The organism is Nakamurella deserti, assembly GCF_003260015.1.
Lineage (GTDB): Bacteria > Actinomycetota > Actinomycetes > Mycobacteriales > Nakamurellaceae > Nakamurella > Nakamurella deserti.
On sequence record NZ_QCXS01000003.1, the window covers coordinates 889,859 to 914,163 of the forward strand.

24 protein-coding genes are annotated in these 24,305 nt (G+C 72.7%); 13 read left to right on the forward strand and 11 right to left on the reverse strand.

Going from position 1 to position 24,305, the window contains the following annotated elements; genetic code table 11:
* Nucleotides 1-60: 60 nt before the first annotated feature.
* Genes DB033_RS17360 through DB033_RS17385 form a run of 6 tightly spaced genes read right to left on the reverse strand, consistent with a single transcriptional unit; the run spans nt 61 to nt 4,121 of the window.
* Nucleotides 61-393 carry a hydroxyisourate hydrolase gene (locus DB033_RS17360; protein WP_111768103.1) on the reverse strand — a complete coding sequence of 111 codons (333 nt, stop codon included), beginning with the start codon at nt 391-393 and terminating at the stop codon, nt 61-63.
* A complete protein-coding gene (uraD, locus tag DB033_RS17365) occupies nt 390-893 on the reverse strand; it encodes a 2-oxo-4-hydroxy-4-carboxy-5-ureidoimidazoline decarboxylase (RefSeq protein ID WP_240615958.1) in 504 nt (167 codons plus the stop codon). The genes DB033_RS17360 and uraD overlap by 4 nt, the downstream gene beginning before the upstream one ends.
* Nucleotides 890-1,978: an allantoicase gene (gene alc, locus DB033_RS17370; RefSeq protein ID WP_111768105.1), complete on the reverse strand. Its 1,089-nt coding sequence runs from the start codon at nt 1,976-1,978 to the stop codon at nt 890-892. The genes uraD and alc overlap by 4 nt, the downstream gene beginning before the upstream one ends.
* Before the next feature lie 18 nt (nt 1,979-1,996).
* Nucleotides 1,997-3,337, reverse strand: a complete 1,341-nt coding sequence (gene allB, locus DB033_RS17375) for an allantoinase AllB (RefSeq protein ID WP_111768106.1) — start codon at nt 3,335-3,337, stop codon at nt 1,997-1,999.
* Nucleotides 3,337-3,813, reverse strand: a complete 477-nt coding sequence (locus tag DB033_RS17380) for a nucleoside deaminase (RefSeq protein ID WP_111768107.1) — start codon at nt 3,811-3,813, stop codon at nt 3,337-3,339. Before DB033_RS17380 ends, allB begins: the two co-directional genes overlap by 1 nt.
* A 56-nt stretch (nt 3,814-3,869) precedes the next feature.
* On the reverse strand, nt 3,870-4,121 hold the full coding sequence (locus tag DB033_RS17385) for a hypothetical protein (protein WP_157970766.1): 252 nt from the start codon (nt 4,119-4,121) through the stop codon (nt 3,870-3,872).
* 112 nt (nt 4,122-4,233) lie between these two features.
* Here DB033_RS17385 and DB033_RS17390 point away from each other — a divergent pair, with 112 nt between their 5' ends.
* The gene (locus DB033_RS17390) at nt 4,234-5,505 is read left to right on the forward strand and encodes a YhjD/YihY/BrkB family envelope integrity protein (protein WP_240615959.1); all 1,272 of its coding nucleotides are present in this window, start codon (nt 4,234-4,236) and stop codon (nt 5,503-5,505) included.
* A 4-nt stretch (nt 5,506-5,509) separates the two neighbouring features.
* Here DB033_RS17390 and DB033_RS17395 read toward each other — a convergent pair whose 3' ends face one another.
* Nucleotides 5,510-6,385 (reverse strand): LysR substrate-binding domain-containing protein, encoded by an 876-nt coding sequence (locus tag DB033_RS17395; RefSeq protein WP_111768108.1) that lies wholly within the window; start codon nt 6,383-6,385, stop codon nt 5,510-5,512.
* Nucleotides 6,386-6,469: 84 nt separating this feature from the next.
* Here DB033_RS17395 and DB033_RS17400 point away from each other — a divergent pair, with 84 nt between their 5' ends.
* Together DB033_RS17400 and DB033_RS17405 are read left to right on the forward strand one after the other, a co-directional pair.
* Nucleotides 6,470-7,807, forward strand: a complete 1,338-nt coding sequence (locus DB033_RS17400) for an aspartate aminotransferase family protein (protein ID WP_111768109.1) — start codon at nt 6,470-6,472, stop codon at nt 7,805-7,807.
* Nucleotides 7,808-7,838: 31 nt separating this feature from the next.
* Nucleotides 7,839-8,396: a hypothetical protein gene (locus DB033_RS17405; RefSeq protein WP_157970767.1), complete on the forward strand. Its 558-nt coding sequence runs from the start codon at nt 7,839-7,841 to the stop codon at nt 8,394-8,396.
* Between the two features lies 1 nt (nt 8,397).
* On the opposite strand, the gene DB033_RS17410 is transcribed toward DB033_RS17405, so the two are convergent.
* Nucleotides 8,398-9,168 carry a DUF4232 domain-containing protein gene (locus DB033_RS17410; protein WP_157970768.1) on the reverse strand — a complete coding sequence of 257 codons (771 nt, stop codon included), beginning with the start codon at nt 9,166-9,168 and terminating at the stop codon, nt 8,398-8,400.
* A gap of 109 nt (nt 9,169-9,277) precedes the next feature.
* Between DB033_RS17410 and DB033_RS17415 the strand changes: the two genes are divergently transcribed.
* Entirely contained in the window at nt 9,278-12,553 is a 3,276-nt protein-coding gene (locus tag DB033_RS17415; protein WP_111768112.1) for a DEAD/DEAH box helicase, read from the forward strand.
* A 65-nt stretch (nt 12,554-12,618) separates the two neighbouring features.
* Entirely contained in the window at nt 12,619-13,125 is a 507-nt protein-coding gene (locus DB033_RS17420; RefSeq protein ID WP_111768113.1) for a phosphoribosyltransferase, read from the forward strand.
* 110 nt (nt 13,126-13,235) lie between these two features.
* Here DB033_RS17420 and serS read toward each other — a convergent pair whose 3' ends face one another.
* A complete protein-coding gene (gene serS, locus DB033_RS17425) occupies nt 13,236-14,495 on the reverse strand; it encodes a serine--tRNA ligase (protein WP_111768114.1) in 1,260 nt (419 codons plus the stop codon).
* 734 nt (nt 14,496-15,229) lie between these two features.
* Here serS and DB033_RS17430 point away from each other — a divergent pair.
* The 5 genes from DB033_RS17430 (at nt 15,230) to DB033_RS17450 (ending at nt 19,853) form a co-directional block, all read left to right on the forward strand.
* Nucleotides 15,230-16,561, forward strand: a complete 1,332-nt coding sequence (locus DB033_RS17430) for an HNH endonuclease signature motif containing protein (RefSeq protein ID WP_111768115.1) — start codon at nt 15,230-15,232, stop codon at nt 16,559-16,561.
* 137 nt (nt 16,562-16,698) lie between these two features.
* Complete coding sequence (locus DB033_RS17435; RefSeq protein ID WP_420814090.1) at nt 16,699-16,989, forward strand: metallopeptidase family protein; 291 nt, start codon at nt 16,699-16,701, stop codon at nt 16,987-16,989.
* Between the two features lie 46 nt (nt 16,990-17,035).
* Nucleotides 17,036-17,986, forward strand: coding sequence for a Gfo/Idh/MocA family protein (locus DB033_RS17440; protein ID WP_111768117.1), 951 nt, complete (start codon nt 17,036-17,038; stop codon nt 17,984-17,986).
* Nucleotides 17,987-17,988: 2 nt separating this feature from the next.
* A complete protein-coding gene (prmC, locus tag DB033_RS17445; RefSeq protein ID WP_111768118.1) occupies nt 17,989-18,795 on the forward strand; it encodes a peptide chain release factor N(5)-glutamine methyltransferase in 807 nt (268 codons plus the stop codon).
* 110 nt (nt 18,796-18,905) lie between these two features.
* Entirely contained in the window at nt 18,906-19,853 is a 948-nt protein-coding gene (locus DB033_RS17450) for a carbohydrate kinase family protein (protein ID WP_111768119.1), read from the forward strand.
* 221 nt (nt 19,854-20,074) lie between these two features.
* Here DB033_RS17450 and DB033_RS17455 read toward each other — a convergent pair whose 3' ends face one another.
* Nucleotides 20,075-21,253 carry an MFS transporter gene (locus DB033_RS17455; protein WP_111768120.1) on the reverse strand — a complete coding sequence of 393 codons (1,179 nt, stop codon included), beginning with the start codon at nt 21,251-21,253 and terminating at the stop codon, nt 20,075-20,077.
* 155 nt (nt 21,254-21,408) lie between these two features.
* Between DB033_RS17455 and DB033_RS17460 the strand changes: the two genes are divergently transcribed.
* Together DB033_RS17460 and DB033_RS17465 are read left to right on the forward strand one after the other, a co-directional pair.
* Entirely contained in the window at nt 21,409-22,266 is an 858-nt protein-coding gene (locus DB033_RS17460; protein WP_111768121.1) for a helix-turn-helix transcriptional regulator, read from the forward strand.
* A 94-nt stretch (nt 22,267-22,360) separates the two neighbouring features.
* Nucleotides 22,361-22,714, forward strand: coding sequence for a hypothetical protein (locus tag DB033_RS17465; RefSeq protein WP_111768122.1), 354 nt, complete (start codon nt 22,361-22,363; stop codon nt 22,712-22,714).
* Between the two features lie 4 nt (nt 22,715-22,718).
* On the opposite strand, the gene DB033_RS17470 is transcribed toward DB033_RS17465, so the two are convergent.
* Nucleotides 22,719-23,390: a DUF1707 SHOCT-like domain-containing protein gene (locus tag DB033_RS17470; protein WP_157970769.1), complete on the reverse strand. Its 672-nt coding sequence runs from the start codon at nt 23,388-23,390 to the stop codon at nt 22,719-22,721.
* Nucleotides 23,391-23,491: 101 nt separating this feature from the next.
* On the opposite strand from DB033_RS17470, the gene DB033_RS17475 reads away from it, so the two are divergent.
* On the forward strand, nt 23,492-24,073 hold the full coding sequence (locus DB033_RS17475) for a DUF6198 family protein (RefSeq protein WP_111768124.1): 582 nt from the start codon (nt 23,492-23,494) through the stop codon (nt 24,071-24,073).
* Nucleotides 24,074-24,305: the final 232 nt, after the last annotated feature.

The window sequence follows — 24,305 nt, forward strand, 5'->3', positions numbered from 1 at the left end:
TGTGAAGATCTGCGCCGCCCGCGGTCACATCCCCGGAACACCGTCGCAGGTGGGAGCGGTTCAGCTGCCCAGGTACGTGGAGTACGTGTAGGTGCCGGCGAGTACCGGCAGGTGGTAGTGCGTGCGGGCCCCGTCCAGCCGGATGGTCAGGGTGATCGCCGGGTAGAACGCGCCTGCGGCGAGGTGACCCTCGGTGTCCAGGGTGACCCGGAACTCGCCGGGTGCCACCGGCTCCTCGTTCAGCCGGCCGATCCGGCCGTCGGCGTCGGTGATCCCGTCGCCGGCCGGCAGCCAGGTGCCGTCGTCCGCGCGCCGTTCGAGCCGGCCGGGCACCCCTGCGGCGGGGACACCCCGGGTGGTGTCGAGGATGTGGGTCGAGATCCGATCGATCATGCCGGGACCGCCTTCTCCAGTCGGAGCGCCGCGATCGCCCGCAGCTCGCGGATGACCACGTCGTGCTCGGTGCCGTCGTCGTTACCGAGGCGCTGCTCGAGCGCCGCGAGCATCTCCGCCCCGCTGCGGCCGCTGGCGCAGATGAGGAAGATGTGGCCGAAGCGTTCCTCGTAGCGCCGATTCGCAGCGGCGAAGGCGTCGTGTTCGCCGGCAGCGACACCGCTCTGCTCCGACGCCGACCGGGCGGCGTCGGAGCCGGACGCGCGTTCCCCGATCCGCGGGTGCCGGGCGAGCGCGGTGGCGACCTGGTCCCAGGTGATCGCCGCCGACGCCCGGAACCCGTGGTCCAACAACGCCTGTCGACTCTCGAAGGGCCGCGCACCGATCAGCGAGTCGACCCAGGTGTCGATGTCGAGGCAGCCGTCCAGCAGCGGACGCACGGTCGCGTCGTCGGAGGTGTTGAAGGTCCGCAGGTCCATCGTCGTCGGGTTCACAGTCACCAGGTCAGGGTCAGCAGCTGCTCGGCGGACAGGTCCTTCACCGCGGCGAACGGGATGCCGTACGACGCCAGCATCGCCGCGTACGCGGACGACGGCAGCAGCCGCAGCCAGTGCGCGATCGCCTCCGACAGCGCGGCCGGGGCGAGCTCACCGAAGAGGTGCAGGCGGGAGAAGCCGCCGTCGGGATAGACGTCGACCCGGACGGCGGTGATCTCGTCGGTGACGTGGTCCAGCCGGAACCGGTTGTGCGCGTCGGAGGAGATCTTGCTGCGCGGCAGGATCTCCACCCAGGGCGCGTCCGCGTCGGTGCGGGCCGACAACCGGACCCAGCCCGGGGCGTTGCCGAGGAAGTAGTGGGTGTCGAAGTCGACGTAGTCCAGCGTGGACGGGCCGGCCAGGGTGACGACCACGTAGTCGTTGCCGGCGGTGCGGCGGCGGGCGGTCTCCCAGCCCTCGGCCATCGAGCGCGCGACACCGGGGTAGAGCAACAGCCGGGCGTCGGAGTAGAACATGTCGCTGATCTCGGCGACGTCGCCGCCGTGCTGCAGGGCGGCCAGATCGATGCGCGACCCGAGGACGCGCGGGTCGGGCACCGCGGTGCCGCGGACGCGCAGCCGGGCGACGCCACCGTCGGGGAAGATGTTCAGCCGGACGTGGGTGAAGGCGTAGTGGTTGTGCACCCGGTAGGTGTTTTTGGTGTTCCCGCGTGCGGCCGAGCTCGGCACGATGGTGGTCCAGTCGGCGGCCTGCAGGGTCTCCTCGTCCGGGCTGCCGTCCATCCAGACCGCCTCGACGGAGATCTCCGGCGGATAGTTGCCGAGGAACCAGGCGGTGTCCACGACGATCTCGTGGATGACACCGGGGGCACCGAGCTGCACCACGGCCCAGTCGTGTCCCGGGGTCCGGCGGCGGCGGGTCTCCCAGCCGTCGTAGATCTTGCCGTGCGCACCGAACGTGGAGGTGTCGTGCACCGACTCGCCCGGCAGGATCAGCGCCTCCCGCGGGGCGAAGAACTCGTCGCTGGCGTAGCGGACCGAGCCGCCGAGGGCGCGGCTCGCGAGGTCCAGGTCGGTGCGCTTGGCCATGGTGCTCCTCATCTGCGGTCAGAACCGCTGGGTCAACAGCTGTCCGGCGACCGTGCTGTCGTCCAGCCGGGTGCCGCGCAGCCAGCATGCTCTCACCCGCCCGGTCAGCTGCGCACCCAGGTAGGGCGTGACCGGGTGCTTGTGACGAATGAGATCGGTTGTGACGGTGTAGGTCTCGTCGACGGCGAGGGCGATCAGATCAGCGTCGGCGCCGAGGGTGAGACGCCCTTTGTGCGGCAGGCCCACGAGATCCGCGGGTCCCCGGGACATCCACTGCAGCACCTGCGGCAGGCTTATGCCGCGGCGGCGCGCCTCGGTCAGGGTGGCCGCGAAGCCGAACTGCAGCCCGGCGATGCCACCCCAGGCGAGCCCCAGGTCGCCGACGTCGAGGATCTTCAGCTCCGGCGTGGACGGCGAGTGGTCGGTGACGACGATGTCGATGGTGCCGTCCAGCAGCGCCGCCCACAGCGCCTCCTGGTCGGCGTGCCCACGGATGGGCGGGCAGCACTTGTACTGGGGCCGGCCGTCGGGGATGTCCTCGGCGGCGAGAGTCAGATAGTGCGGGCACGTCTCGGCGGTGATCGGGACCCCGTCGGCCTTGGCCTGCCGGATGAGCTCCGCGCCGGCCGCCGACGACAAGTGCACGATGTGCACCCGGCAGCCGGTCCGCCGGGACGTCTCGATGACGGTCCGCACGGCGGCGGCCTCGGCGGTGTCCGGCCGGGAGGCGACGAACGCCTGGTAGTCGCGGCCGAGCGGGGTCGGTGACACGTGCAGCACGGCCGGGTCCTCGGCGTGTACCAGCAGCAGCCCGTCCAGGCCCGCGATGACCGTCATGGCCCGCTCCAGTTCGGCGGCCGCGAGCGGCGGGAACTCGGGCACCCCGGAGTCCTGCAGGAAACACTTGACGCCGAACACCCCGGCGGCGAAGAGCTCCGGCAGGTCGTCGAGGTTGGTCGGCACCGCCCCGCCCCAGAAGCCGGTGTCGACCCGGCACCGGCCGCGGGCCGCGGCCTTCTTGGTGGCCAGCGCGGCCGCGGTGAGGGTGGGCGGCAGCGAGTTCAGCGGCATGTCGATCAGCGTGGTGACGCCGGCCGCCGCGGCCGCCGCGGTGGCGGTGTCGAAACCCTCCCACTCGGTGCGGCCGGGTTCGTTGATGTGCACGTGGGTGTCGACGATGCCCGGGATGAGCACCTCGTCGTCGGCCAGCGTCCACTGCTGCTGCGCGGCGACGGCGGTGCCGAACTCGTGGATGCCGACGATGCGGCCGAGTCTGACGGCCAGCGAGACGGGCCGCTCCTCGCCGTCGACGATCGCCCGCCGGGCGTGGACGGCGAGCTCGGCGAACGGGCCGGGCATCAGTACGCGGTCCGGTCGGCCTTGGCGAGCCACGCGGTGAACACGTCACGGGCACCGTCGGTGTCGACCTGGACGAACGGGATCGTGCGGTCGCCCATCGGGCCGGCCAGCTCGCTGTAGATGAACGAGTCGTCGAAGCCGCCGTACGCGGCGTCGTCCTTGGTGCCGGCGAAGTAGACGACCTCGGGACGGGCCCAGTAGACCGCGCCGAGGCACATCGGGCACGGCTCGCACGACGAGTAGAGCTGGAAACCGTCGAGCTGGAAGGTGCCCAACGCGGCACACGTGCGGCGGATGACGGTGATCTCCGCGTGCGCCGTCGGGTCGTTGGTCGCGATGACCTCGTTCCAGCCCTCGCCGACGATCGCACCGTCCTTGACCAGCACCGCCCCGAACGGGCCGCCGGCCCCGGACGCCGCCCCCTCGGCCGCCAGCTCGAGTGCGCGCGTGAGGAACCGGTGTTCGAAGTCCGCCATGGGTCGAACTCTAGGGATGAGGTTGACCGGTGAGGGTCGGGGGGATGACGCGGCTGTTACGCGCGGGCGGCCCGACAGGTGCCGGCGCGCGCGGGCGGCAGCGGCGACGGCACCGGCACCAGCACCGGCAGCGGCAGCGGCAGCGGCAGCGGCAGCGGCAGCGGCAGCAACAGCAGCGGCGGTACCGGCGGCAGCAACAGCAGCGGCAGCGGCAGCAACAGCAGCGGCGGTACCGGCGGCAGCAACAGCAGCGGCAGCGGCAGCAACGGCAGCGGCAGCGGCAGCGGCAGCGGCAACAGCACCAGCAACAGCCGGTGTGGAACCGGCTCGTCGCGGCGTCACAGCACAGTTGTGCACCGTTTCGGCGCGTGACCCGCGCCCGTTCCCCCGTGAGCCCGCCGGACGGGGCATCCTCGACGTATGAGCACTCCGTCCGACGGCTCCCGGTCCGACCTGTCGCCGTTCGACCAGCGGCACCCCGCGGCCGGCGACTCCGAGGCGACCGCGCAGATCATGCGGCACGCCCCGGTCAAGGGGCGGCCGATGACCGAGCAGGAGCAGCTCGAGCACGAGATGTTCGAGCTGGCCGACACCAACCACGACGGTGTGCTGTCGCGGACCGAGCAGTTGGCGTTCCGCGCGTACCTGGCCCGGGCGAAGGCGGGCAAGGAGATCCACGAGCCGCTGCCCAACGACCCGGTGCCGCACGGCGCCGACCTCGGCCCGCTGGCGTGGCACGAGTTCGTGGCCGGCGACCTGCCGCCGGCCCGGCAGAAGCGCTGGCGGCGGGTGGCCGGCCGGACGCTGGGCAAGGCCTGGGGCGACTCGCTGTTCGGTCTCAGCGCGCAGGCGGCGTTCTGGTGCGCGCTGTCCACCGCGCCGATCCTGCTCGCCCTGCTCGGGCTCGTGGGACTCATCGCGCCGCTCTTCGGGCCGGACACCATCGCGGCCATCCAGGACCAGGTCGACCGCTTCCTGCACGGGTTGTTCAACCCCGAGGTCGCCTCGGATCTCGTCGGCAACACCGTGGAGACGATCCTCGATCGCGGCCGCACCGACGTGGTCTCGGTGGGCCTGATCATCAGCCTGTGGGCCGGCTCGTCGGCGATGTCGGCGTTCGTCGAGGCCATCACCGTCGCCTACCGCCAGCACGAGTTCCGGCACCCCGTGGTGGAGCGGTTCTTCGCGCTGGGGCTCTACCTGATCGCCCTGGTGTTCGGCATCCTGCTGCTGCCGCTGATCGCGATCGGCCCGGAATACCTGCCGCGGCTGTTCCCCCAGGACTGGCGGGACAACGTCACCAGCGTCATCGGCTTCAGCTACTACCCGGCCACCGTGCTGGTCCTGCTGCTGCTGCTCACCACGCTCTACAAGGTCGCCCCCAAGGTCAAACATCCGTGGGTGCGTGGAATCCCGGGCGCGCTGCTGGCGGCGGCGATGTTCCTGGTGTTCAGCTTCGGGCTGCGGCTGTACCTGGCCTACGTCTACAGCCACGGCCTGACCTACGGGGCGCTCGCCACCCCGATCACCTTCCTGCTCTTCTACTACTTCGCGTGCATGGCGATCATCCTGGGCGCCCAGTTCAACAACGCGCTGCTGGAGTACTTCCCGGTCCGCAACCGCACCCGGAGCATGCGGGCGGCGCACCCGGACCCCCAGCACGACACCGTCCCGGCGGCCGATCCCGCCTGAGCGCTCAGCGTCGACGGAGCGCGTCGACGACGACCTGCACCGCCGGGCGGGGCTCGGAACCCGCCCGGAGCGCCGCCGAGACGGACCGCCGGACGACCGGTTCGACGACCGCGGTGTGCACCCGGTACCGCGGGTCGATGGCCAGCTCGGGCAGCACCGTGACCGCCGTTCCCGCTTCGACGTGCTGCAGCATCATCCCGAAGCTGCGGTAGCGGGCGACCACCCTCGGCTCGAACCCGGCCTGCCGGCATCTCCGCAGCACCAGGTCGGACAGATAGCTGCTGGCGCTGTCCAGTACCCACGGCGACTCGGCCAACTCGGCGAGACCGGCGGGCGCCGCCCGGTCGGTGCTCACGACGGTGACGAGCCGATCCGTGACCAGCGGGACGGTCACCATCGGGGCGCCGCGGGGCAGCGGGGCGTCTCCGACCTCGGCGACGACCGCCAGATCGCACTCGCCGCGCAACAGGGCCGGCACCGACTCGTGCGGCTCCGACTCGACGGTGCTCGGCTCGAGCAGGGGATGCGCGGCCGCGAGCCGGGCGAGCGCCGGGATGATCAGCGCCGACAGGGCACTGGAGAACGCGGCGATCCGTACCGGGCCGACCGGCGCGGCTCCACGACCGGCCAGATCCCGCTCGGCGACGTCGATCCGGTCCAGGATCTCCCGCGCATGCTCAACCAGCCGGGCGCCGTCCGGAGTGAGCACCAACCGGCGGCCGTGCCGGTCGAGCAGGGTGGCCCGAGCCTCCCGCTCGAGCACCGTGAGCTGCTGCGACACCGCTGACGGGCTCAGCGACAGCGCCGCCGCGACCGCGCGGACGGTGCCGCGGTCGGCGAACTGGGTGAGCAACCGGAGTCGCCACGGGTCCAGGGTCATGCACGCATTGTTCAGCAGATCCGCACAGCCTGGCCGCCATCGTGCGATGGACGTTGCCCCGGCTCGGGTCCTAACGTGCAGGTCATGACGCTCACCGCCCCCACCCGCGCCGCCGACGACTTCTGGGCCGACGCCGACCGGCACCTCATCCGGTACGGCGGCGGCTTCAGCCCGGAGATCATCGAACGCGCCGCCGGCAGCTGGCTGTTCACCGAGAGCGGGCGACGCATCCTGGATTTCACGTCCGGTCAGATGAGCGCCATCCTCGGTCACTCGCACCCCGACATCGTCGCCACCGTGCAGCACGGCATCGCCACCCTGGACCACCTCTTCAGCGGGATGCTGTCACGGCCCGTGGTGGACCTGGCCCGGCGGATCGCCGGCACCCTGCCGGACCCGCTGGAGAAGGTGCTGCTGCTGACCACCGGCGCCGAGTCGAACGAGGCCGCGCTGCGGATGGCCAAGCTGGTGACCGGCAGATTCGAGACGGTGTCGTTCAGCGGCTCCTGGCACGGCATGACCGCCGGCGCCGCGGCCGCGACGTACAGCTCGGGACGGTTCGGCTACGGCCCGGTGGCACCGGGCAACTTCGCGATCCCGACGCCGCACAGCTACCGGCCCGACGTCGTCCACCCCGACGGCACCCTCGACTGGCGACGGCAGCTGGACCACGCGTTCGCGATGATCGACGCCCAGTCGGTCGGCAGCCTGGCGGCGTGCATCGTCGAGCCGATCCTCAGCTCGGCCGGCATCATCGAGCCGCCGCCGGGGTATCTCGCCGCGCTGCAGGCCAAGTGCCGGGAACGCGGGATGCTGCTGATCCTGGACGAGGCGCAGACGGGCCTGTGCCGGACCGGCGACTGGTACGCCTTCGAGCGCGACGGCGTCGTTCCCGACATCCTCACGTTGTCCAAGACCCTCGGCGCCGGCCTGCCGCTGGCCGCGGTGGTCACCTCCGCCGAGATCGAGCAGACCGCCCGCGACCGCGGCTACCTGTTCTTCACCACCCACGTCTCGGACCCGCTGGTCGCCGCGGTGGGCAACACCGTGCTCGACGTGTTGCAGCGCGACCGGATGACCGAGGTCGTCGCCGCCCGGGGCGCCCAGCTCCGGCAGGGGCTGCTCGACATCCAGGCCCGGCACGAGGTCGTCGGCGACGTCCGTGGCCGCGGACTGCTGCAGGGCATCGAACTGGTCCTGGACCGGGAGACCAAGCTCGGTTCGGACGTTCTCGGGGCGCAGGTGACGCAGCGCTGCCTGCAGCTGGGGCTGCACATGAACGTCGTCCAGTTGCGCGGGATGGGCGGCACCTTCCGCATCGCGCCGCCGTTGACCAGCACGCCCGCGGAGATCGCGCTCGGGTTGGAGATGCTCGACCAGGCCATCGGTGAGGTCGTCGCGGACTTCCCGGGACTCGGCTGACGGACCGCTCCGCGGGGTGGAGGCGGAAGCCATGAGCTCGGAGAACGGGACGCCGGACCGGATCGTCGGACGACGGCCGGCGGTGTCACGGCGTGACCGGCTCATCCTGACGGTGATCGCCGTGCCGTACCTCGGTTTCCTGGCCTGGACCTGGTCGCGCGGGAGCTGGTCGAGCAGCGCCGTCTTCCTGACCGTCGTCACCGCGTCCGGCGTCATGCGTCTGCGCCGCCCCACCGTCGTCGACGCGGGCGGCATCACCCGGCGCTGGCGACTCCGGAGCTCGCTGAGATGGGACGAGATCGAGCTCGTCACCGGCGCGCAGCCGGGCGTCGAGCGCGTCCGGCTGTCGATGAAGGACGGTAGGACCGTCACCCTCGACGACGTCCACGTCGACCTCTCGGCGGCCGTCGCCGCGATGGGCGGGGTCCCGTTCGCGCGGCCGGCGCGACCAGCACCGACGACGCACCACACCCACCGGGACCCAGCGGCCGACATCGAGCGCCGCGTCCGCGCTGTCGCCGACCGCGGGAAGCTGCTGGACGCCGAGTACCGGCGGATCCGCCGCGGGCGCCCCACCGACGGACCGTGAGTCAGCCCGTTATCGCGGTCGACCCGGCGACGGCGGTGCCGGGCACCGTCAGCGGCACCGCGACGTCGGGTGGGGTGAGCGTCCAGCTGGTCACGTAGGCCTCGTAGGTCGTGCCCAGGTCGACGGTCATCGGAACCGTTTGCGGGGCCAGACCGGGGCCGGGCGTGACGACGACCGACTCGGCGGTGACCGGCGCGTCGGTCTCGGTGAGGTTGCGCCAGCTCAACCGGACGAAGGCGCTGCCTCCCGGTGCGACGCTGACGGTGTGCGACGGCTGATCGGTGCCGACCTCGCCGACCACCCCGGGCACCGGGGCGACGTTCACGGGAGCTCCGTCGGCCTCGAACATCTCGATCTCGGGGAACCCGGACAGCTCGATCGGCGCCGACGTGCAGTTGACGGCGGTGAGAGCGACGTACCGCGCTCCCATCGCGGCGTCCGCGCCACCCTGGATCACCGGCACGCCGCCGTCGGCGCAGCGGCCCGCGGCAGCCGCGGGGACGTCCGTGGTGGCCGCGGTCCCGGCGACCGAGGACGGGGTGGGCGGCACTTCCCCGGTCGGCGTCGGCGCCGTCGCCGCTGGGGTGGAGTCGGCGACCGTCGTCGCGGAGTCGGCGACCGTCGTCGTGGAGTCGGCGACCGTCGTGGTGAACCCCCCGGCCGTGCCGGTCGCGGCCGGGCGGGAGGTGCCCGCACACCCGGCGGTCAACGCCACCCCCGCGACGAGGACGGCGACGGAGCGACGGACGGACCGGGCGGCGGTGGCGGACACCCGCCCATCCTGGTGCACCGGGAGCGCCCCGGCGGCCATTTCGGGGTCGTCGGACCGGGCGTCCTCCACGGCCGGGTGGTGTCGGTGTCCGTCGGTATCGTGCACGGCGATGGGCAGCGGCGGGATGACGGGGTTGGACAGGTTCGGCCTGGCCGAACTCGTCGACCCCGGAAGCTACGAGCGCGGCGTGCAGTACTTCCGCTCGGGGCAGGTGCTCACCGTCCGGCACGACACGGCGGCAGGCGTCGTCACCGGCTCGGTCCGCGGCTCGGGGGCCATCCCCTACTCGGTCACCGTGTCCTACACGCTCGCGCCCAACGGGGCGTTGCGCACGGTGGACGCCGCCTGCTCGTGTCCGGTCGGATTCGAGTGCAAACACGGCATCGCGGTGCTGCTGGCCGCCCTGACCACCGCCGCGGCCGGCACCAAGGACGGCCCCGAGGACGGCCCCGCCGTCCCCGACTGGGAGCGGGCGCTCGGGGCACTGAAGACCGGGAAGCGCCACGGCACCGAGTCGCTCGGGCTGACCTTCGAACTCGAGCAGGGCACCGCGGCCCGGCGCAGCGACGTCCGGTTGCGCGCCCTGCGGGCCCGTCCCGTGCGCATCGGGAAGAACGGCCGGTGGGTGACCACCGGGGCGTCCTGGACCGACATCAACAACGGCTGGCGGGTCGACGCGACCTTCCGGGCGGACCATCTCGAGGTGCTGCGCAGCATCGCCGCGCTCGACGCCGAGGTCGACCGTTTCGGTCGCCGCGCCGGTGCCGGCACCTGGCTGCGGCTGGACCTCGTGCAGAACCCGGTGATCTGGGAACTGCTCGACGACGCCACCCGGTGCGACATCGCGTTCGTCACCGCGCGCGGCGGCGCGCTGTCGGTGAGTGCCGCACCCGCGGACGTCGTCCTCCGGCTCGGCCGGTCGGAGGGGACCCTGGAGCTGCGGCCCGTCCTCACGGTGGCGGGTGAGCCCGTCACCGGCGACGCGGTGCTGCTCGGGACCCCCGCCCACGGCGTCGCCGTCGCCGTAGCGGCGCGGGACGCCGCGACCCGGGCGTCGATCACGCTCGCGCGGTTCGCCCGCCGGCAGCACCCGAGCACTGCCGAGCTCCTCGACGGCGGCGTCATCCGGGTCCCTCGCGAGGACGAGAGCCGGTTCTTCACGGGCTATCTCGCCCTGTTGCAGCAGCACCACCACATCGCCGTGGACGACAGCGTGGCGATCCCGCAATCCCGCGGACCGATCCTGGTGGTGGACGTCCATCCCGAGCCGGACCACGCCACCCGGGTCGCGCTGAGCTGGGACTACCCGCTGGGTGACCGGTCGCGACCGATCGAGCTGAACGGCTGGCGCGAGGAGCTTCCCCGCGACCCCGCCGCCGAGGCCGGTGTCCTGGCGCCGGTGCTGCGGCTGTTCGCCGGCACGTCCCTGGTCACCACCGGGCCGGGCGGGGGCCCGGCGCTGCTGCCGGAGACGACCCTCGGAACCAGCGGGACCATCGACCTCGTCGAGCGCATCCTGCCCGCCCTGGCCGGCGAGGCAGCTGTCCGGCTGCAGATCTCGGGACGCTTCGCCGACTACCGCCAGGCGACCGAACAGCCGGTCATCGGCTTCGAGGTCAGCCCGTCCGGCGGCCGGGACTGGTACGACCTGGCCGTCACCGTCACCGTCGCCGGGGAGCACGTCCCGTTCGTGCTGCTGTTCAGCTCACTGGTGAGCGGCGAGACCCGGATGATCCTGCCCAGCGGCACCTACTTCGAGCTGGACACGCCCGCGCTGGCCCGCCTCCGCGACCTCATCACCGAGGCGCGTCTGCTGCAGGACAGACGCGGCGGACTGCGGATCAGCCGCTACCAGACTGATTTCTGGGCCGAGCTCGAGAAGCTGGGGGTGCCGGACCGGCAGTCCCGCGAGTGGAACGCCCACATCCGGTCGCTGCGTGCCTTCGACGACACCCCGGAGCCGTTGCCGACGGCGTTGACCGCACAGTTGCGGCCCTACCAGTACCGCGGCTTCCAGTGGCTGTCGCTGCTGCGGCGGCACCGGCTCGGCGGCGTGCTCGCCGACGACATGGGCCTGGGCAAGACCGTGCAGACCCTGGCGATGATCGGCGCGCACCGGCGGGACGATCCCGGCGCGCCGCCCTACCTGGTCGTCGCCCCGACCAGCGTGGTCGGCAACTGGCAGGCCGAGGCCGCACGTTTCCTGCCCGGCCTGCGCACCGCCGTCGTCGAGGGCACCGCCCGCCGGCGTGACGGCTCGATCGCCGACGTCGCCGCCGGCGCCGACGTCCTCATCACCTCCTACACGCTGCTGCGACTGGAAGCCGAGCAGTACCAGGCGCTTCCGTGGTCGGGTGTGCTGCTCGACGAGGCGCAGACGGTGAAGAACCACGACAGCAAGACGTTCTCGGTGATCACCCGCCTCGACCGCACCTTCACCGTGGCGATCACCGGCACCCCGCTGGAGAACAACCTCACCGAGTTGTGGGCCCTGTTCGCCCTCGTCGCGCCGGGCCTGCTGCCGAACCTGAAGAACTTCACCGAGTACTACCGGACGCCGATCGAGAAACTCGGCCAGGACGAGCGTCTCGACCAGCTGCGTCGGCGCATCGCGCCGCTGATGCTGCGTCGCACCAAGGACCAGGTGGTCGACGACCTGCCCGCCAAACAGGAGCAGGTGCTGGCGTTGACCCTGGAGCCCGGCCACCGGGAGGTGTACGACCGGCTGCTGGCCCGGGAACGCCAGAAGGTGCTCGGCATGCTGGAGGACGTCGACGGTCAGCGGTTCGCGATCTTCCGCTCGCTGGGTCTGCTCCGGCAGGCCAGCATCGACCCCGGCCTGGTCGACCCCGAACACGACCACGTCGGCTCCACCAAGCTCACGGTGCTGTCGGAACTGCTGGAGGACGTCGTCGGCGGCGGTCACCGGGCACTGGTGTTCAGCCAGTTCACCGGATTCCTGCGGCGGGTCCGGACCCGCCTCGAGCGCGACGGCATCGGTCACCAGTACCTGGACGGCAGCACCCGCAAGCGCCAGGACGTCATCGACGCCTTCCGCAACGGCACCGACCCGGTGTTCCTGATCAGCCTCAAGGCGGGAGGTCTGGGCCTCAACCTCACCGAAGCCGACTACTGCATCCTGCTCGACCCGTGGTGGAACCCGGCGACCGAGATGCAGGCCGTCGACCGTGCGCACCGCATCGGTCAAACGAAGACGGTGATGGTCTACCGGCTGGTCGCCAAGGACACCATCGAGGAGAAGGTGGCGCTGCTCAAGGCCGACAAGACCGCGCTGTTCGAAGGTGTCCTCGGGGGGCGCGGTGACGGCGGAGCGGGCGTGGACGGCTCGCTCACCGCGGCCGACATCCGGGCACTCATCGGCTGACCGGGGTGACCGGCACCATCCGCTGTGCCGCAGAACGGTCCGCGCCCACCCGGTACGGTCGTCGCATGGCCGCCGAACCCGCATCCGTACGTGAAGTCCTGAGCTGGGAGCTGTTCGGCTCCGCGTCCCGGGAGCTCGCCCAGTCGATCGCCGACAGCGGCTTCCAGCCCGACATCGTCGTCGCCATCGCCCGCGGCGGCCTGCTGCCCGCGGGGGCACTGGCCTACGCCCTCGGCACCAAGGCGGCGGGCACCCTCAACGTGGAGTTCTACACCGACATCGAGGAGACTCTGCCCGACCCGGTCGTGCTGGCCCCGCTGTTGGACACCGAGGCACTGCAGGGCAAGAAGCTGCTGGTGGTCGACGACGTCGCCGACTCGGGACGCACCCTGGACCTGGTGATGCGGCTGCTCTCCGAGCACGCCACCGAGGCCCGCTCGGCGGTGCTCTACACCAAGTCACGCACCATCATCCAGCCCGACTTCTCCTGGCGGGCAACCGATCTCTGGATCACCTTCCCCTGGTCGGCGCAGAAGCCGGTCACCGGAGTGGATGCCATCAACGACGCCTGAGCCGGGTGGTGACGCTGAGCCGGGTGGTGACGCTGAGCCGGGTGGTGACGCCTGAACCGGGTGGTGACGCCTGAACCGGGCGGTGCTGCTCCCCCGAAACGGACCTGCCGTCAGACGGGCGTCAGCTCGGTCAGTCCACCCATGAACGGCTGCAGCGCCGCCGGGATCCGCACCGAACCGTCGGCCTGCTGGTGGTTCTCCAGGATCGCCACGATCCAGCGGGTGGTCGCCAGCGTGCCGTTCAGGGTCGCCGCGGTCTGCGGCTTGCCGTCCTCGTCGCGGTAGCGGATGTTGAGCCGGCGGGCCTGGAACGTGGTGCAGTTCGAGGTCGACGTGAGCTCCCGGTACGCCTGCTGCGACGGCACCCACGCCTCGCTGTCGAACTTGCGCGCCGCCGACACCCCGAGGTCACCGGCCGCGACATCGATGACTCGGTACGGGATCTCCATCAACCCCAGCATCTCCTCCTCGAAAGCGACCAGGCGCTCGTGCTCCGCGGCGGCATCCTCGGGCTTGCAGAAGACGAACATCTCGACCTTGTCGAACTGGTGCACCCGGATGATGCCCTTGGTGTCCTTGCCGTACGAGCCGGCTTCGCGCCGGAAGCAGGACGACCAGCCCGCGTAGCGGACCGGACCGGCGGCGAGATCGATGATCTCCTGCGAGTGGTACGCCGCGATCGGCACCTCGGAGGTGCCGACGAGGTAAAGGTCGTCGGCCGGCAGGTGGTAGACCTCGCTGGAGTGCTCGCCGAGATAGCCGGTGCCGTCCATCGTCTCGGGCTTGACCAGCACGGGCGGGATCATCGGGGTGAAGCCGTTGGCCAGCGCCCGGCTGATCGCCAGGTTCAGCATCGCCAGCTGCAGCTGAGCACCGACGCCGCGCAGGAAGTAGAACCGGGCACCGGACACCTTCGCTCCGCGCACCGTGTCAATGGCGCCCAGCAGCTCACCGATCTCGGCGTGGTCGCGCACCGGGAAGTCGAACGTGGTCGGCCTGCCCACCTCGCGCAGCACGACGAAGTCGTCCTCGCCGCCGGGCGGGGCGTCGGCGATGACGTTCGGGATGGCCTTGTGGGCGGCGACCAGGGCGGCCTCGGCGGCCTTCTCCGCGGCCTCCAGCTCGTCGACCTGGGCGGCGAGCGCCTTGCCCTGCTCGAGCAGGCCCGGGCGCTCCTCCTTGGACGCCTTGCCGATCGTCCGGCCGAACGCCTTCTGCTCGGCGCGCTTGGCGTCGGCGGCGACGATGGCCGCCCGGCGGGTGACGTCGAGGTCCTGCAACTCGTCCACCAGCGCGGGCTGGGCGCCACGCGCCAGCTGCGAGGTGCGGACGAGGTCGGGATTGTCGCGGAGCAGGCGCAGATCGATCACGGGCGTCAGCCTAGTTGCTGGCTCGGGACGGACCGGCCGGTCCGGCGGGGCCGCGGTCGGTCCGGCCGGGCGGGGCGGATCGGTTGGTCCAGCCGGGCAGGCGCCGGTCGGTCTTGGCGGGCGGGGCGGCGGTCGGTCCGGCCGGGCGGGGCGGATCGGTTGGTCCCGCCGGGCGGGGCGACTGTCGGTCCTGCCGGGCGGGGCGACTGTCGGTCCAGCCGGGCGGGGCGGATCGGTCCAGCCGGGCGGGGCGGATCGGTCCAGCCGGGCGGGGCGGATCGGTCCAGCCGGGCGGGGCGGATCGGTCCAGCCGGGCTGTTGGCGGTCGGTAGAGCCGGGCGGGACAGATCGGTTGGGTCCAGCCGGGCTGTGGGCGGTCGGTGGGCCGGGCGGGGCAGCCGGTGAGCCGGTCGACCGGTCCTGCCGGGCGGAACGCGGTCGGTCCAACCCGGCGGGCGGGCGCCGGTCGGTCTTGTCAGGCGGGGCGGCAGTCGAACCAACCGAGCAGGACGGACAGTCGGGCCAGCCGGGCGGGCGGCGGCACCGTCCGGCTGGCCACGGCAGGTAGTCCCACGATCGTCAGCGCGGGCAACCCGTTCGATTCGGGCGGATCCGGCGGTGGTCGGTGACGGCGGGAGTACGCGGACGTGAGCACCCTCGCAGCCATCACCGGTGACGACCCTCCCTGTGGACAACCCCATCGCACTGCCGTACAGGTGTTCTAATCTTGTTCCATGTCCACCGCCCTCGCCTCGCCGACCGCCACTCACGGCCGTGCACTGCTGGCGCGGATCGCCGAGCAGCTCGAGGCACTGGGCCGACTCGCGTACGGCCAGGTCGCGGCCGAGGAGCTGCAGGACCTGGCCCGCTCCACCGAAGCGGTGGCCCGGCTGGTGCTCGCCGTGCAGGTCGCGCAGACCGTCGCGATCGACCAGCGGGGCCTGGCGACGGCCGCGTCGTGCCCGTCGACGGCGTCACTGTTGCGACAGCTGCTGCGCATCCCGGCGCACGAGGCTCGGTCCCGGGTCCGCGCCGCCCGCGCGACGCGGCCGCGGGACCTGCCGTCGGGCGGCGAGGCGCCTGCGGAGCTGCCGCTGCTCGGTGCCGCTGTCGACAGCGGCCTGCTCGACCGGTCGCACCTCGACACCGTCATCGCGACGATGCACCGACTGCCCACCGCCCTCGCCGACGACGTGCGCGTCGAGGCCGAGCAACAGCTCGTCTCCTACGCCACCGACCTCGAGCCCGACCAGTTCCGCAAGGTCGCCGCCCACCTCGCCGAGGTGCTCGACCCGGACGGCGGGCTCGACCAGGACGCAGCGGCCGCCCGGGCGGAGTTCACCATCGGCGTCCGCAACGCCGCCACCGGACTGACACCGGTCCACGGCCGGCTGGACGACCTGTCGGTCGAGACACTGCGCCTCGCCATCGACGGCCTCGCAGCACCTCGGCCCGCGTCCGACGGGGTGCCTGACCCGCGACCGCCCGCGGTCCGGCGGGCCCACGCACTGATCGAGGTGATCCGCCGCGCCGTCGGTCACGCCGACCTGCCCGGTCACGGCGGCCGCCGCCCGCAGATCACCGTCACGGTGCCGTGGGATCCCGCCCGCCGACAGCTCGGGGCCGCGGTGACCGACAGCGGTGCGACGCTGACCGCGCGCACCCTCCGGCAGCTGCTGTGCGACGCGGACGTGCTGCCGGCCGTGCTCGGAGGCGACAGCCAGGTGCTCGACCTCGGCCGCTCCACCAGAACCTTCAGTCGCGCGATCCGCCGGGCGATCACCATCCGCGACCGCGGGTGCGCGTTCCCGGGGTGTGACCGCCCGCCGTCGTGGACCGATGTGCACCACCTCCGGTTCTGGACCCGCGACCTCGGACCCACCAGCTACGACAACGGTTGCCTGCTGTGCCCGTACCACCACGCCGAGATCCACAAGGAACAGTGGCAGGCCCGCATGTCCACCGACGGCGTGCCGGAGTTCGTCCCACCCCGCTGGATCGACCCCGAGCGACGGCCGCGGCGCAACACCGTGCACCACCTGGCTCCGGTCCTCGAGCCGCCGTGAGACCGCGCCGGCCTCGGCTCCTCCCGCACGAGCGCGCGCAAGCCCGCGTCCGCGGCCCGGCCGCTCCCGGCATCATGGAGGGCGTGCTGGATCTGGACCGACTCGAATTCGAAGACCTGGTGAGCGAAGCCCTGGACATGATCCCGGAGCAGTTCACCCGGGCGATGGACAACGTCGTGGTGCTGGTCGAGGAGAAACACCCGACCGAGAGCCTGTACGGGCTGTACCACGGGGTCGCCCTCACCGAGCGGACCCATCAGTACTCCGGCGCCCTGCCCGACACCATCACCATCTACCGCCAGCCCATCCTGGCCCGGGCCACCTCTTACGAGGGCGCCCGCGAGCAGGTCATCACCACCGTCATCCACGAGGTCGCACACCACTTCGGCATCGACGACGACCGGCTGGACGAGCTCGGCTGGGCGTGACCCCGTGGGACGATCGGCTCCCGTCCCGAACCCCCGGAGCAGCCCCATGATCCGCGTCGCCACCATCGGCACCAGCACCATCACCGAGCGCTTCGCCGAGGGTGTGGCCGCCGTCGACGGGATCACGATCAGCCACGTCCACTCCCGCGATCCCGCGAAGGCGGCCGCCACCGCTGCGACTTTCGGCGCGGAACCCGCCTCGGACCTGGCCGCGCTGCTCGCCTCCGACGCGATCGACGCGGTCTACGTCGGCAGCCCCAACAGCGTCCACCACGGGCAGGTACTCGCCGCGGTCACCGCCGGCAAGCACGTCCTCGTCGAGAAGCCGGCGGTGCCGACCGTCGCCGAATGGGACGAGCTGGTCGACGCGGCCCGCGCGTCCGGGGTGGTGCTCATCGAGGCGATGCGCACGGCCTACGACCCCGGGCTGGACGCCGTGCGCGCCGCGCTGCCCGCTGTCGGAACGGTCCGACGCGTCTCCTTCCGGTACGGCAAACGGTCCTCGCGGTACGACCAGGTGCTGACCGGGGAACGGGTCAACATCTTCGATCCGGCGATGGCCGGTGGCGCACTCAACGATCTGGGCGTCTACTGCGCGCACGCCCTGGTCTCCCTGCTCGGTGAACCCGAGCGCGTCGCGGCGGCCCTGGTACCGATCGCCGCCGGCTCCGACGGTGCGGGGGCCGCGCTCGCCGTCTACGAAGGCTTCGTCGCCGATCTGAGCTGGTCCAAGATCACCGACTCCGCGCTGCCCAGTGAGATCCAGGGCGAAGTCGGCACCCTCGAGGTCGATGCCATCGACAGCGCGCGCCGGCTCACCCTGCGGTTCGTCGACGGCCGGGTCGAGGAGCGCACGGTGGACGCACCCGCGGGGACCCTGACCGACGAGGCCCGCCGCTTCGCCGAGCTCATCGCGGCGAACGGCGACCACACGCGCGACCAGCAGTGGACGCGACAGACGCTGCGGCTGCTGGAAGCCATTCGGGCGGCGGGCTAGGCGTGGACCTCCCCGCCGTCATCGCGGAGGCGACCGCGGTGCTCACGGCGGCCGGGGTCCCGACGCCGGGCGAGGACGCCCGGCGGCTGGTGCAACACGTCGTCGGGGCGGCGACTCAGGTCGACGATCCCGCGGGGGTCGCCGCACTCGTGCAGCGGCGGGCCGACCGGGAGCCGATGCAGTACCTGCTCGGGCGGGCGTCGTTCCGGGGGCTCACGCTGGCGGTCGGGCCCGGCGTGTTCGTGCCGCGGGCCGAGACCGAGCAGACCGTGCAGCTGGCGATCGACGCGCTGGCCGCCGCCGGGGCGCATCCGGTCGGGGTGGACCTGGGCACCGGGTCGGGCGCGGTCGCGCTGGCGATGGCTGCGGAGGTGCCGCAGGCGACGGTGGTCGGGGTGGAGGTCGCACTGGAGGCGTTCGCCTGGGCCGAGCGCAACGCCCGCGGCGTCGACAACGTCCGGATGCTCCTCGGCGACCTGGCCGACGCGCTGCCGGAACGCGACGGTGCCGTCGACGTGGTGATGTCGAATCCGCCGTACATCCCGACCGGAATGGTGCCGCGGGAGGTCGAGGTGCGGCGGCACAGCCCGGCGGTCGCGCTGTTCGGCGGCACGGACGGGATGGACGTGCTGCGACAGGTGTCGACCACCGCGCGGCGGTTGCTCCGCATCGGCGGGACGCTGGTCATCGAACACGGTGAGCAGCAGGCCGCGGCGGTCGCGGCGATCCTGGTCGCGGACGGCTGGCGCGACCCGGCCACGCACCGGGATGCGGCGGGCCGGGACCGCGCCACCACCGCCCGCCGCTGAATGCCGCTGACCGCACCCTCCGGTCGCGCTGCCGGGGCGTCGCACCCTCGGCATAATGCGGGGGCCGTCCGGGTCGCGCCCCGGGACACCGAGAACGTCTGAGGGAGCACATGACCACGATCGCCGTCGTCGGGGAAGTCGTCGCGGATGCGGTCCTCCCGCCGGACGGGGTGCGCGACCACGTCGCCCACCTGACCGTGCACCCCGGCGGAGGACCGGCGAACTTCGCGGTCGCGCTCGCCCGGCTGGGCACCGTCGCCCGGTTCGCCGGTCGGCTCTCGACCGGATCGCTGGGATCGCTGTGCCGGTCGTCGCTGGAGGCCTCCGGCGTCGACCTGTCGACGAGTGTCGCGGCGGCCGAACCCGCGACGCTGGCCATCGCCAAGCTCGCCGAGGACGGCGCCGCGTCGTACGAGTTCTACGTCGACGGCACCGCCGACTGGCAGTGGACGCCCGACGAGCTGGCGCCGCTGGTCGCCGGCGGCGGTGACGACGCCCCGGTCGCCATCCACACCGGGACGCTCGCGCTGGCCCTGCAGCCGTCCGGCCAGGTCATCGAGGATCTGCTCGCCGCGGCCCGGTCGCACCTCACCGTGTCGATCGACCCCAACCTGCGGACGGCGCTGATCCCGGTCGAGAAGTACCGCGCGAAGATCGCGCACTGGGCGGCGCTGGCCGACATCGTCCGGCTGTCCGAGGACGACCTCGTACAGCTGTGGCCGGGCGCGTCCCCGGAGGACGCCGCTGCCACCCTGCACGAGCACGGCGTGGTGCTGGCCGTGGTCAGCCTCGGCGCCGAGGGGGCGTTCGCGTCGCTGCGCGGCGAGCACGTCCGGGTGCCGGTGGCGGGCCGGGCGGTGGTCGACACCGTCGGCGCCGGGGACTCCTTCCACGGCGGGCTGCTGCACCACCTCGCCGGAGCCGGGGCGCTCGGCGGCCGGCTGGACGATCTCACCGTCGACGGGCTCCGCGAGGCACTCGAGTTCGCGTCCAAGGTCGCCGCCGTCACCGTCTCCCGGGCCGGAGCCAACCCGCCGTGGGCTCACGAGCTGACCTGAGGCGGTCGGTCCGGCGCTGACGGCGGTCCGGTCTCCGGTGCTGCGGTCACCGGCCGTCTCCGTGGGATACCGGCGCTGTTCGCCTGGTCCGAGCGGTAACGGCCCGGACCCCGAGGGGTCGTCCCGGCAGTCGAACCGGGCGGGCCTCGTCGCGGGAATGGACGGCGGCAGCCTGGTCGTCGTCGGTCAGGTGCGCCGGCGCGTCTCCGGCCGGACGTCGCTCACCGCGCCGAAGGCACCGGCACCACCAGCCGTCCGCGTCGGTGCACCGCCCAGACCGCCAGCGCCACGGCCAGCAGACCCGATCCGCCCGCCATCACCGCGGTCCAGCCGCCGACGTGCCACAGCAGCGACGCGAGCGCCGAACCGATGGCGCCGCCGACGAAGTTGATGGTGACGAAGGCGGTGTTGAGCCGGCTCCTGGCCTCCGGGTCGACGGCGAACATCCGCGACTGGTTCAGCACGTTCATCGCCTGGATGGCGATGTCGAGCACCAGGACCGCGATCAGGATGACGATGATCGAGCGCTGCCCGACCGCCGCCAGCACCAGCGACGCGATGGCCACCGCGATCGCCGCGCCGGTGACCGGCACCGACCAGCCGCGGTCGTGCAGTCGACCGGCCCGCTGTGCCGCCACCGCCCCCGCCAGGCCGACCAGCCCCACCAACCCGATCTCGGTCACCGAGTAGCCGTACGGCTCGTCGCTGAGCAGAAAGGTGATTGCCGTCCAGAACAGGGTGAACACGCTGAAGCCGATCGAGCTGATCACCAGCGTGACCGGCACCGGCCGGTTGCGGCGCACCGCGGCGAACACCGAGCCGAGCAGCGTGCCGTAGCCGATGCGCTCGCGGGCCGGCAGCACCGGCAGCGCCCGCCAGAGCACCGCCGCGAACACGAGCGCGATCGCCCCGGCCAGGACGTAGATCGCGCGCCAGCCGAAGGCGTCGGCGACCAGACCGCTGATCGTCCGCGACAGCAGGATGCCGATCAGCACCCCCGACACCACGGTCCCGACGATGCGGCCACGGTCGGCCGGCTCGGCCAGGTCACCGGCCAGCGGGATCAGCAGCTGGCCGGCCACCGTGGTCAACCCGACCAGCACCAGCGACACCAGGAGCAACGCGAACCCCGGTGCGACGGACGCCGCGAACAGGGCCACCGACGACGCCACCAGCACCGCCGGGATCAGCCGCCGCCGGTTCAGCACGTCCCCCAGCGGCACGACGAGGAAGATGCCGACCGCATAGCCGACCTGGGTGACCGTGACCAGCAGACCGGCCGACCCGACCGAGACGCCGAACGACCGGGCGATCTCCTCCAGCAGCGGCTGGGCCCAGTACAGGTTGCCGACGGCGGCGCCGCCGGCGACGGCGAACAGCAGGGTGAGCGCGCGGGTCATGGTGTCCTTCCGAACCGGGGTGGATCCCCGGGCGACGTCCTCATCCAACGCGCCGGCGACCGTGGGCGGCAGACCGGGCCGGACCCAGGTCCCGCGGGAACCAGGTACTCACAGGACACCCCTGGTCCGCCCGACCAGACGTAGCGTTGCCGGTCATGGACCAGCAGGCGGAGATCCGCGACTTCCTGGCGTCCCGCCGCGCCCGGCTCTCCCCCGAGGACGCCGGCGTCCCGCTGTTCGGCGGCACCCGCCGGGTCCCCGGGTTGCGCCGCGAGGAGGTCGCGCACCTCGCCGGGGTCAGCGTCGACTACTACAACCGGCTCGAACGGGGCCGGGCCCGGGGCGTCTCGGCCGAGGTCCTCGACGCGGTCGCCCGGGCGCTGCAGCTCGACGACGTGGAGCGCGACCACCTCTTCGACCTGTTCGGAACGCCGGCCCAGTCCGCCACCCGACGCCCGCCCCGCGCCCGGCCGAGCGGGGTGCGCCCGACCGTGCAGGCCGTCCTCGACGGACTGTCGATGCCGGCCTTCGTGCAGAACGCCCGGCTCGAGATGATCGCCGCCAACCAGCTGGGCCGCGCGCTGTACGCCGCGCCGGGCGAGCAACAGATGACGCTGCCGTTCAGCCTGCCGCGGTTGCTGTTCCTGGACCCGCGCAGCGCCGACTTCTACCGCGAACCCGCCCGAGTCATGCGCGCCCAGGTGGCCCTGCTCCGCACCGCCGCCGGTCGCGACCCGGACGACGAGGCCCTCGTCCAGCTCGTCGGGCAGTTGTCCACCCGGTCGGCGGACTTCCGGACCCTGTGGGCGACGCACGACGTGCAGCGCTACCGGGAGGGCGTTAAACGGTTCCGGCACCCGGTCGTCGGCGACCTGGACTTCGTCGGTGAGTCGTTCGAGCTCGCGTCCGACCCCTCGCTGGTGCTGCTGACCTACACCGTCGAGCCCGGCTCCCCCACCGCCGAGGCGCTGCGCCTGCTCGCGAGCTGGACCGCCGAGGCGCCGGTCCGCTGAGCACGGGTGCCGCCGCAGGCACGCTGGGTAGAGCGGACAGCAGCGGCGCACCTCGCCCGACCTCGGCGCGACGCCCGACCTGAGGGAGACCACCATGACCGGACCGGTACCGCGGCACGATCACCAGAGCATCGACCAGTGGGCGCAGCAGGGTCTCGTGAATTCGCAGGGCCGCACCTCACCCGAGTCGGACCTGCCCGAGGTCCCCGACCGCATCGAAGGTGCGGACGGCCCGCACGCCGGGGGCCTGCAGGCGTCGGGGATCCCGACCGCACCGGCCGCACCGCCGGCCGACAGGAGCGACGAGGGCGAGGACCGGGATGCCGTCACCGCCGGCGGCGAACCCGGGACGGTCGCGAGCCCGGGCGATGCGGCGGAGACAGCCGCGTACGAGGGGGACGGCGCCTACAGCGAGGGCCGGCACGCCTCCGGCCCGCCGGCGGGCTGACCGGTCAGCGCCAGCCATCCACCAGGTCGGTGACGATCTTCTTCAGCCCGCCCGTGCGCGGCTGCCGGATGTGGATGGCGCCGTAGCGCTTGACCCCGACCAGGCTCAGCGACAGCGGCGGCGGCCCGTGGAAGCCGGCGCTGGGCACGTTGTTGTGCACCGCGGCGCCGCGCAGGTCCAGACCCTCGTAGCGGACCGCGGTACCGGGCGGGACCCGCAGGTGCGTGGTGCCGCCGAGGTTGGACCGGAAGTCGATGGTGACGTGCGGGGTGGTGAGGTGCGCCTGGGTGAAGTCGAGCTTGGTGCCCGCACCCATCCCCTCGACGGTGATCAGCGACGGCACCGTCCAGTTGCCGGTGAACTGACGCGACCCGTAGCCCCGCAGCTGCAACACGTCGCCCGGGGACCGCGGGGCCGCGGCGGCCGACGGGGTCGGTTCGGGCAGCGTCGACGCGGGATCGTAGGGACGGCCGGACAGCTGCAGTCCGGGCAGGTCCAGCAGCAGCAGGTTCAGGTCGGCGCGGGTCCGAGCCTCCATCGCCCGCCGGCTGCGGTCGCTGAACTCGCCGATGTCGATGTAGCCACGGCCGGTGGCGCGCTCCAGCAGTTGCAGCGCGTGGGCACGCTCGGCGTCCGACACCCGCAGGTCGCGCGGGTGGATCTGGGGACCGGTCATGCATTCCAGGTTAGAGAAGGCGGCGACCGTCGGCATCGGGGTCTTCCCTGACCCGATCGGGGACACCGGGCCTCCCCGACGGCCGTGAAAGGCTGGCCCCCATGTGGATCAGGGTGGTGCAGCTGGTCCTGTCGTGCGCGGTGCTCGGGGTCGGCGTCGCGCTGCTGCTCACGCCGGCGTTGGGCTCGGACGGCTTCTCGACGATGGTCAGCGGCCTGTCGCTCTCGCTCGACGCGCCGTTCCTGCTGGTCAATGTGGTGGTCGGGGTCATCCTGGTGGGGCTGGCCTGGCTGAAGGGGCGGCGCCCCGCCCTCGGGACGGTGGTGCAGCCCGTCGTCACCGGGACTGTCGTGACCGCGGTGCTGGAGCTGCTGTCGGCGCCGTCCGGACTGGTGGCGCGGAGTGTGATGCTGCTGGCCGGTTTCGCCGTGGTCGCCGTCGGGGTGGCGGGCTACCTGGGCAGCGACACCGGGTCCGGTCCCGCCGAGGCGCTGTCCACGGCCTACGACCCGCCGATCCCGTTCCGGTGGAGCTACAGCGTCTTCCAGGGCGCGAGCGCGCTGCTCGGCTGGCTCCTCGGAGCCGCGGTCGGGCCCGGCACCGTGCTCGTCGTCCTGCTGCTGGGGCCGGCGGTTGATCTCGTCGGACGGCTCTCGCCACGGCTCCGGGTGCACGCCGCCTGAGCAGCCGGGCCGACCCGACTCCGCGGTCCGGGCATGCGCACCGGGTCCGGCGCACCCGCCTCCGCGCCCCAGCCTGCGCGCACCCGCCTCCGCGCACCGGGGTCGCGATCTGCCCATCGAATCGGCGTCTGCCCAGCCTGCAGGGTGAGCGGACCCGGATTTGTGCGGCAGACCGGCCACCACAGGCCCGGCCAGACACGGTCAGCTCGGGCCCGGTCAGGCGCGGACAGTC

Coding starts and splice junctions, on each gene's coding strand:
- DB033_RS17360 (WP_111768103.1), bottom strand. CDS start 393: ATGATCGATCGGATCTCGACCCACATCCTCGACACCACCCGGGGTGTC.
- alc (WP_111768105.1), bottom strand. CDS start 1,978: ATGGCCAAGCGCACCGACCTGGACCTCGCGAGCCGCGCCCTCGGCGGC.
- allB (WP_111768106.1), bottom strand. CDS start 3,337: ATGCCCGGCCCGTTCGCCGAGCTCGCCGTCCACGCCCGGCGGGCGATC.
- DB033_RS17380 (WP_111768107.1), bottom strand. CDS start 3,813: ATGGCGGACTTCGAACACCGGTTCCTCACGCGCGCACTCGAGCTGGCG.
- DB033_RS17390 (WP_240615959.1), top strand. CDS start 4,234: ATGAGCACTCCGTCCGACGGCTCCCGGTCCGACCTGTCGCCGTTCGAC.
- DB033_RS17395 (WP_111768108.1), bottom strand. CDS start 6,385: ATGACCCTGGACCCGTGGCGACTCCGGTTGCTCACCCAGTTCGCCGAC.
- DB033_RS17400 (WP_111768109.1), top strand. CDS start 6,470: ATGACGCTCACCGCCCCCACCCGCGCCGCCGACGACTTCTGGGCCGAC.
- DB033_RS17405 (WP_157970767.1), top strand. CDS start 7,839: ATGAGCTCGGAGAACGGGACGCCGGACCGGATCGTCGGACGACGGCCG.
- DB033_RS17415 (WP_111768112.1), top strand. CDS start 9,278: ATGGGCAGCGGCGGGATGACGGGGTTGGACAGGTTCGGCCTGGCCGAA.
- DB033_RS17420 (WP_111768113.1), top strand. CDS start 12,619: ATGGCCGCCGAACCCGCATCCGTACGTGAAGTCCTGAGCTGGGAGCTG.
- DB033_RS17430 (WP_111768115.1), top strand. CDS start 15,230: ATGTCCACCGCCCTCGCCTCGCCGACCGCCACTCACGGCCGTGCACTG.
- DB033_RS17435 (WP_420814090.1), top strand. CDS start 16,699: ATGATCCCGGAGCAGTTCACCCGGGCGATGGACAACGTCGTGGTGCTG.
- DB033_RS17440 (WP_111768117.1), top strand. CDS start 17,036: ATGATCCGCGTCGCCACCATCGGCACCAGCACCATCACCGAGCGCTTC.
- DB033_RS17450 (WP_111768119.1), top strand. CDS start 18,906: ATGACCACGATCGCCGTCGTCGGGGAAGTCGTCGCGGATGCGGTCCTC.
- DB033_RS17455 (WP_111768120.1), bottom strand. CDS start 21,253: ATGACCCGCGCGCTCACCCTGCTGTTCGCCGTCGCCGGCGGCGCCGCC.
- DB033_RS17460 (WP_111768121.1), top strand. CDS start 21,409: ATGGACCAGCAGGCGGAGATCCGCGACTTCCTGGCGTCCCGCCGCGCC.
- DB033_RS17465 (WP_111768122.1), top strand. CDS start 22,361: ATGACCGGACCGGTACCGCGGCACGATCACCAGAGCATCGACCAGTGG.
- DB033_RS17470 (WP_157970769.1), bottom strand. CDS start 23,390: ATGACCGGTCCCCAGATCCACCCGCGCGACCTGCGGGTGTCGGACGCC.
- DB033_RS17475 (WP_111768124.1), top strand. CDS start 23,492: ATGTGGATCAGGGTGGTGCAGCTGGTCCTGTCGTGCGCGGTGCTCGGG.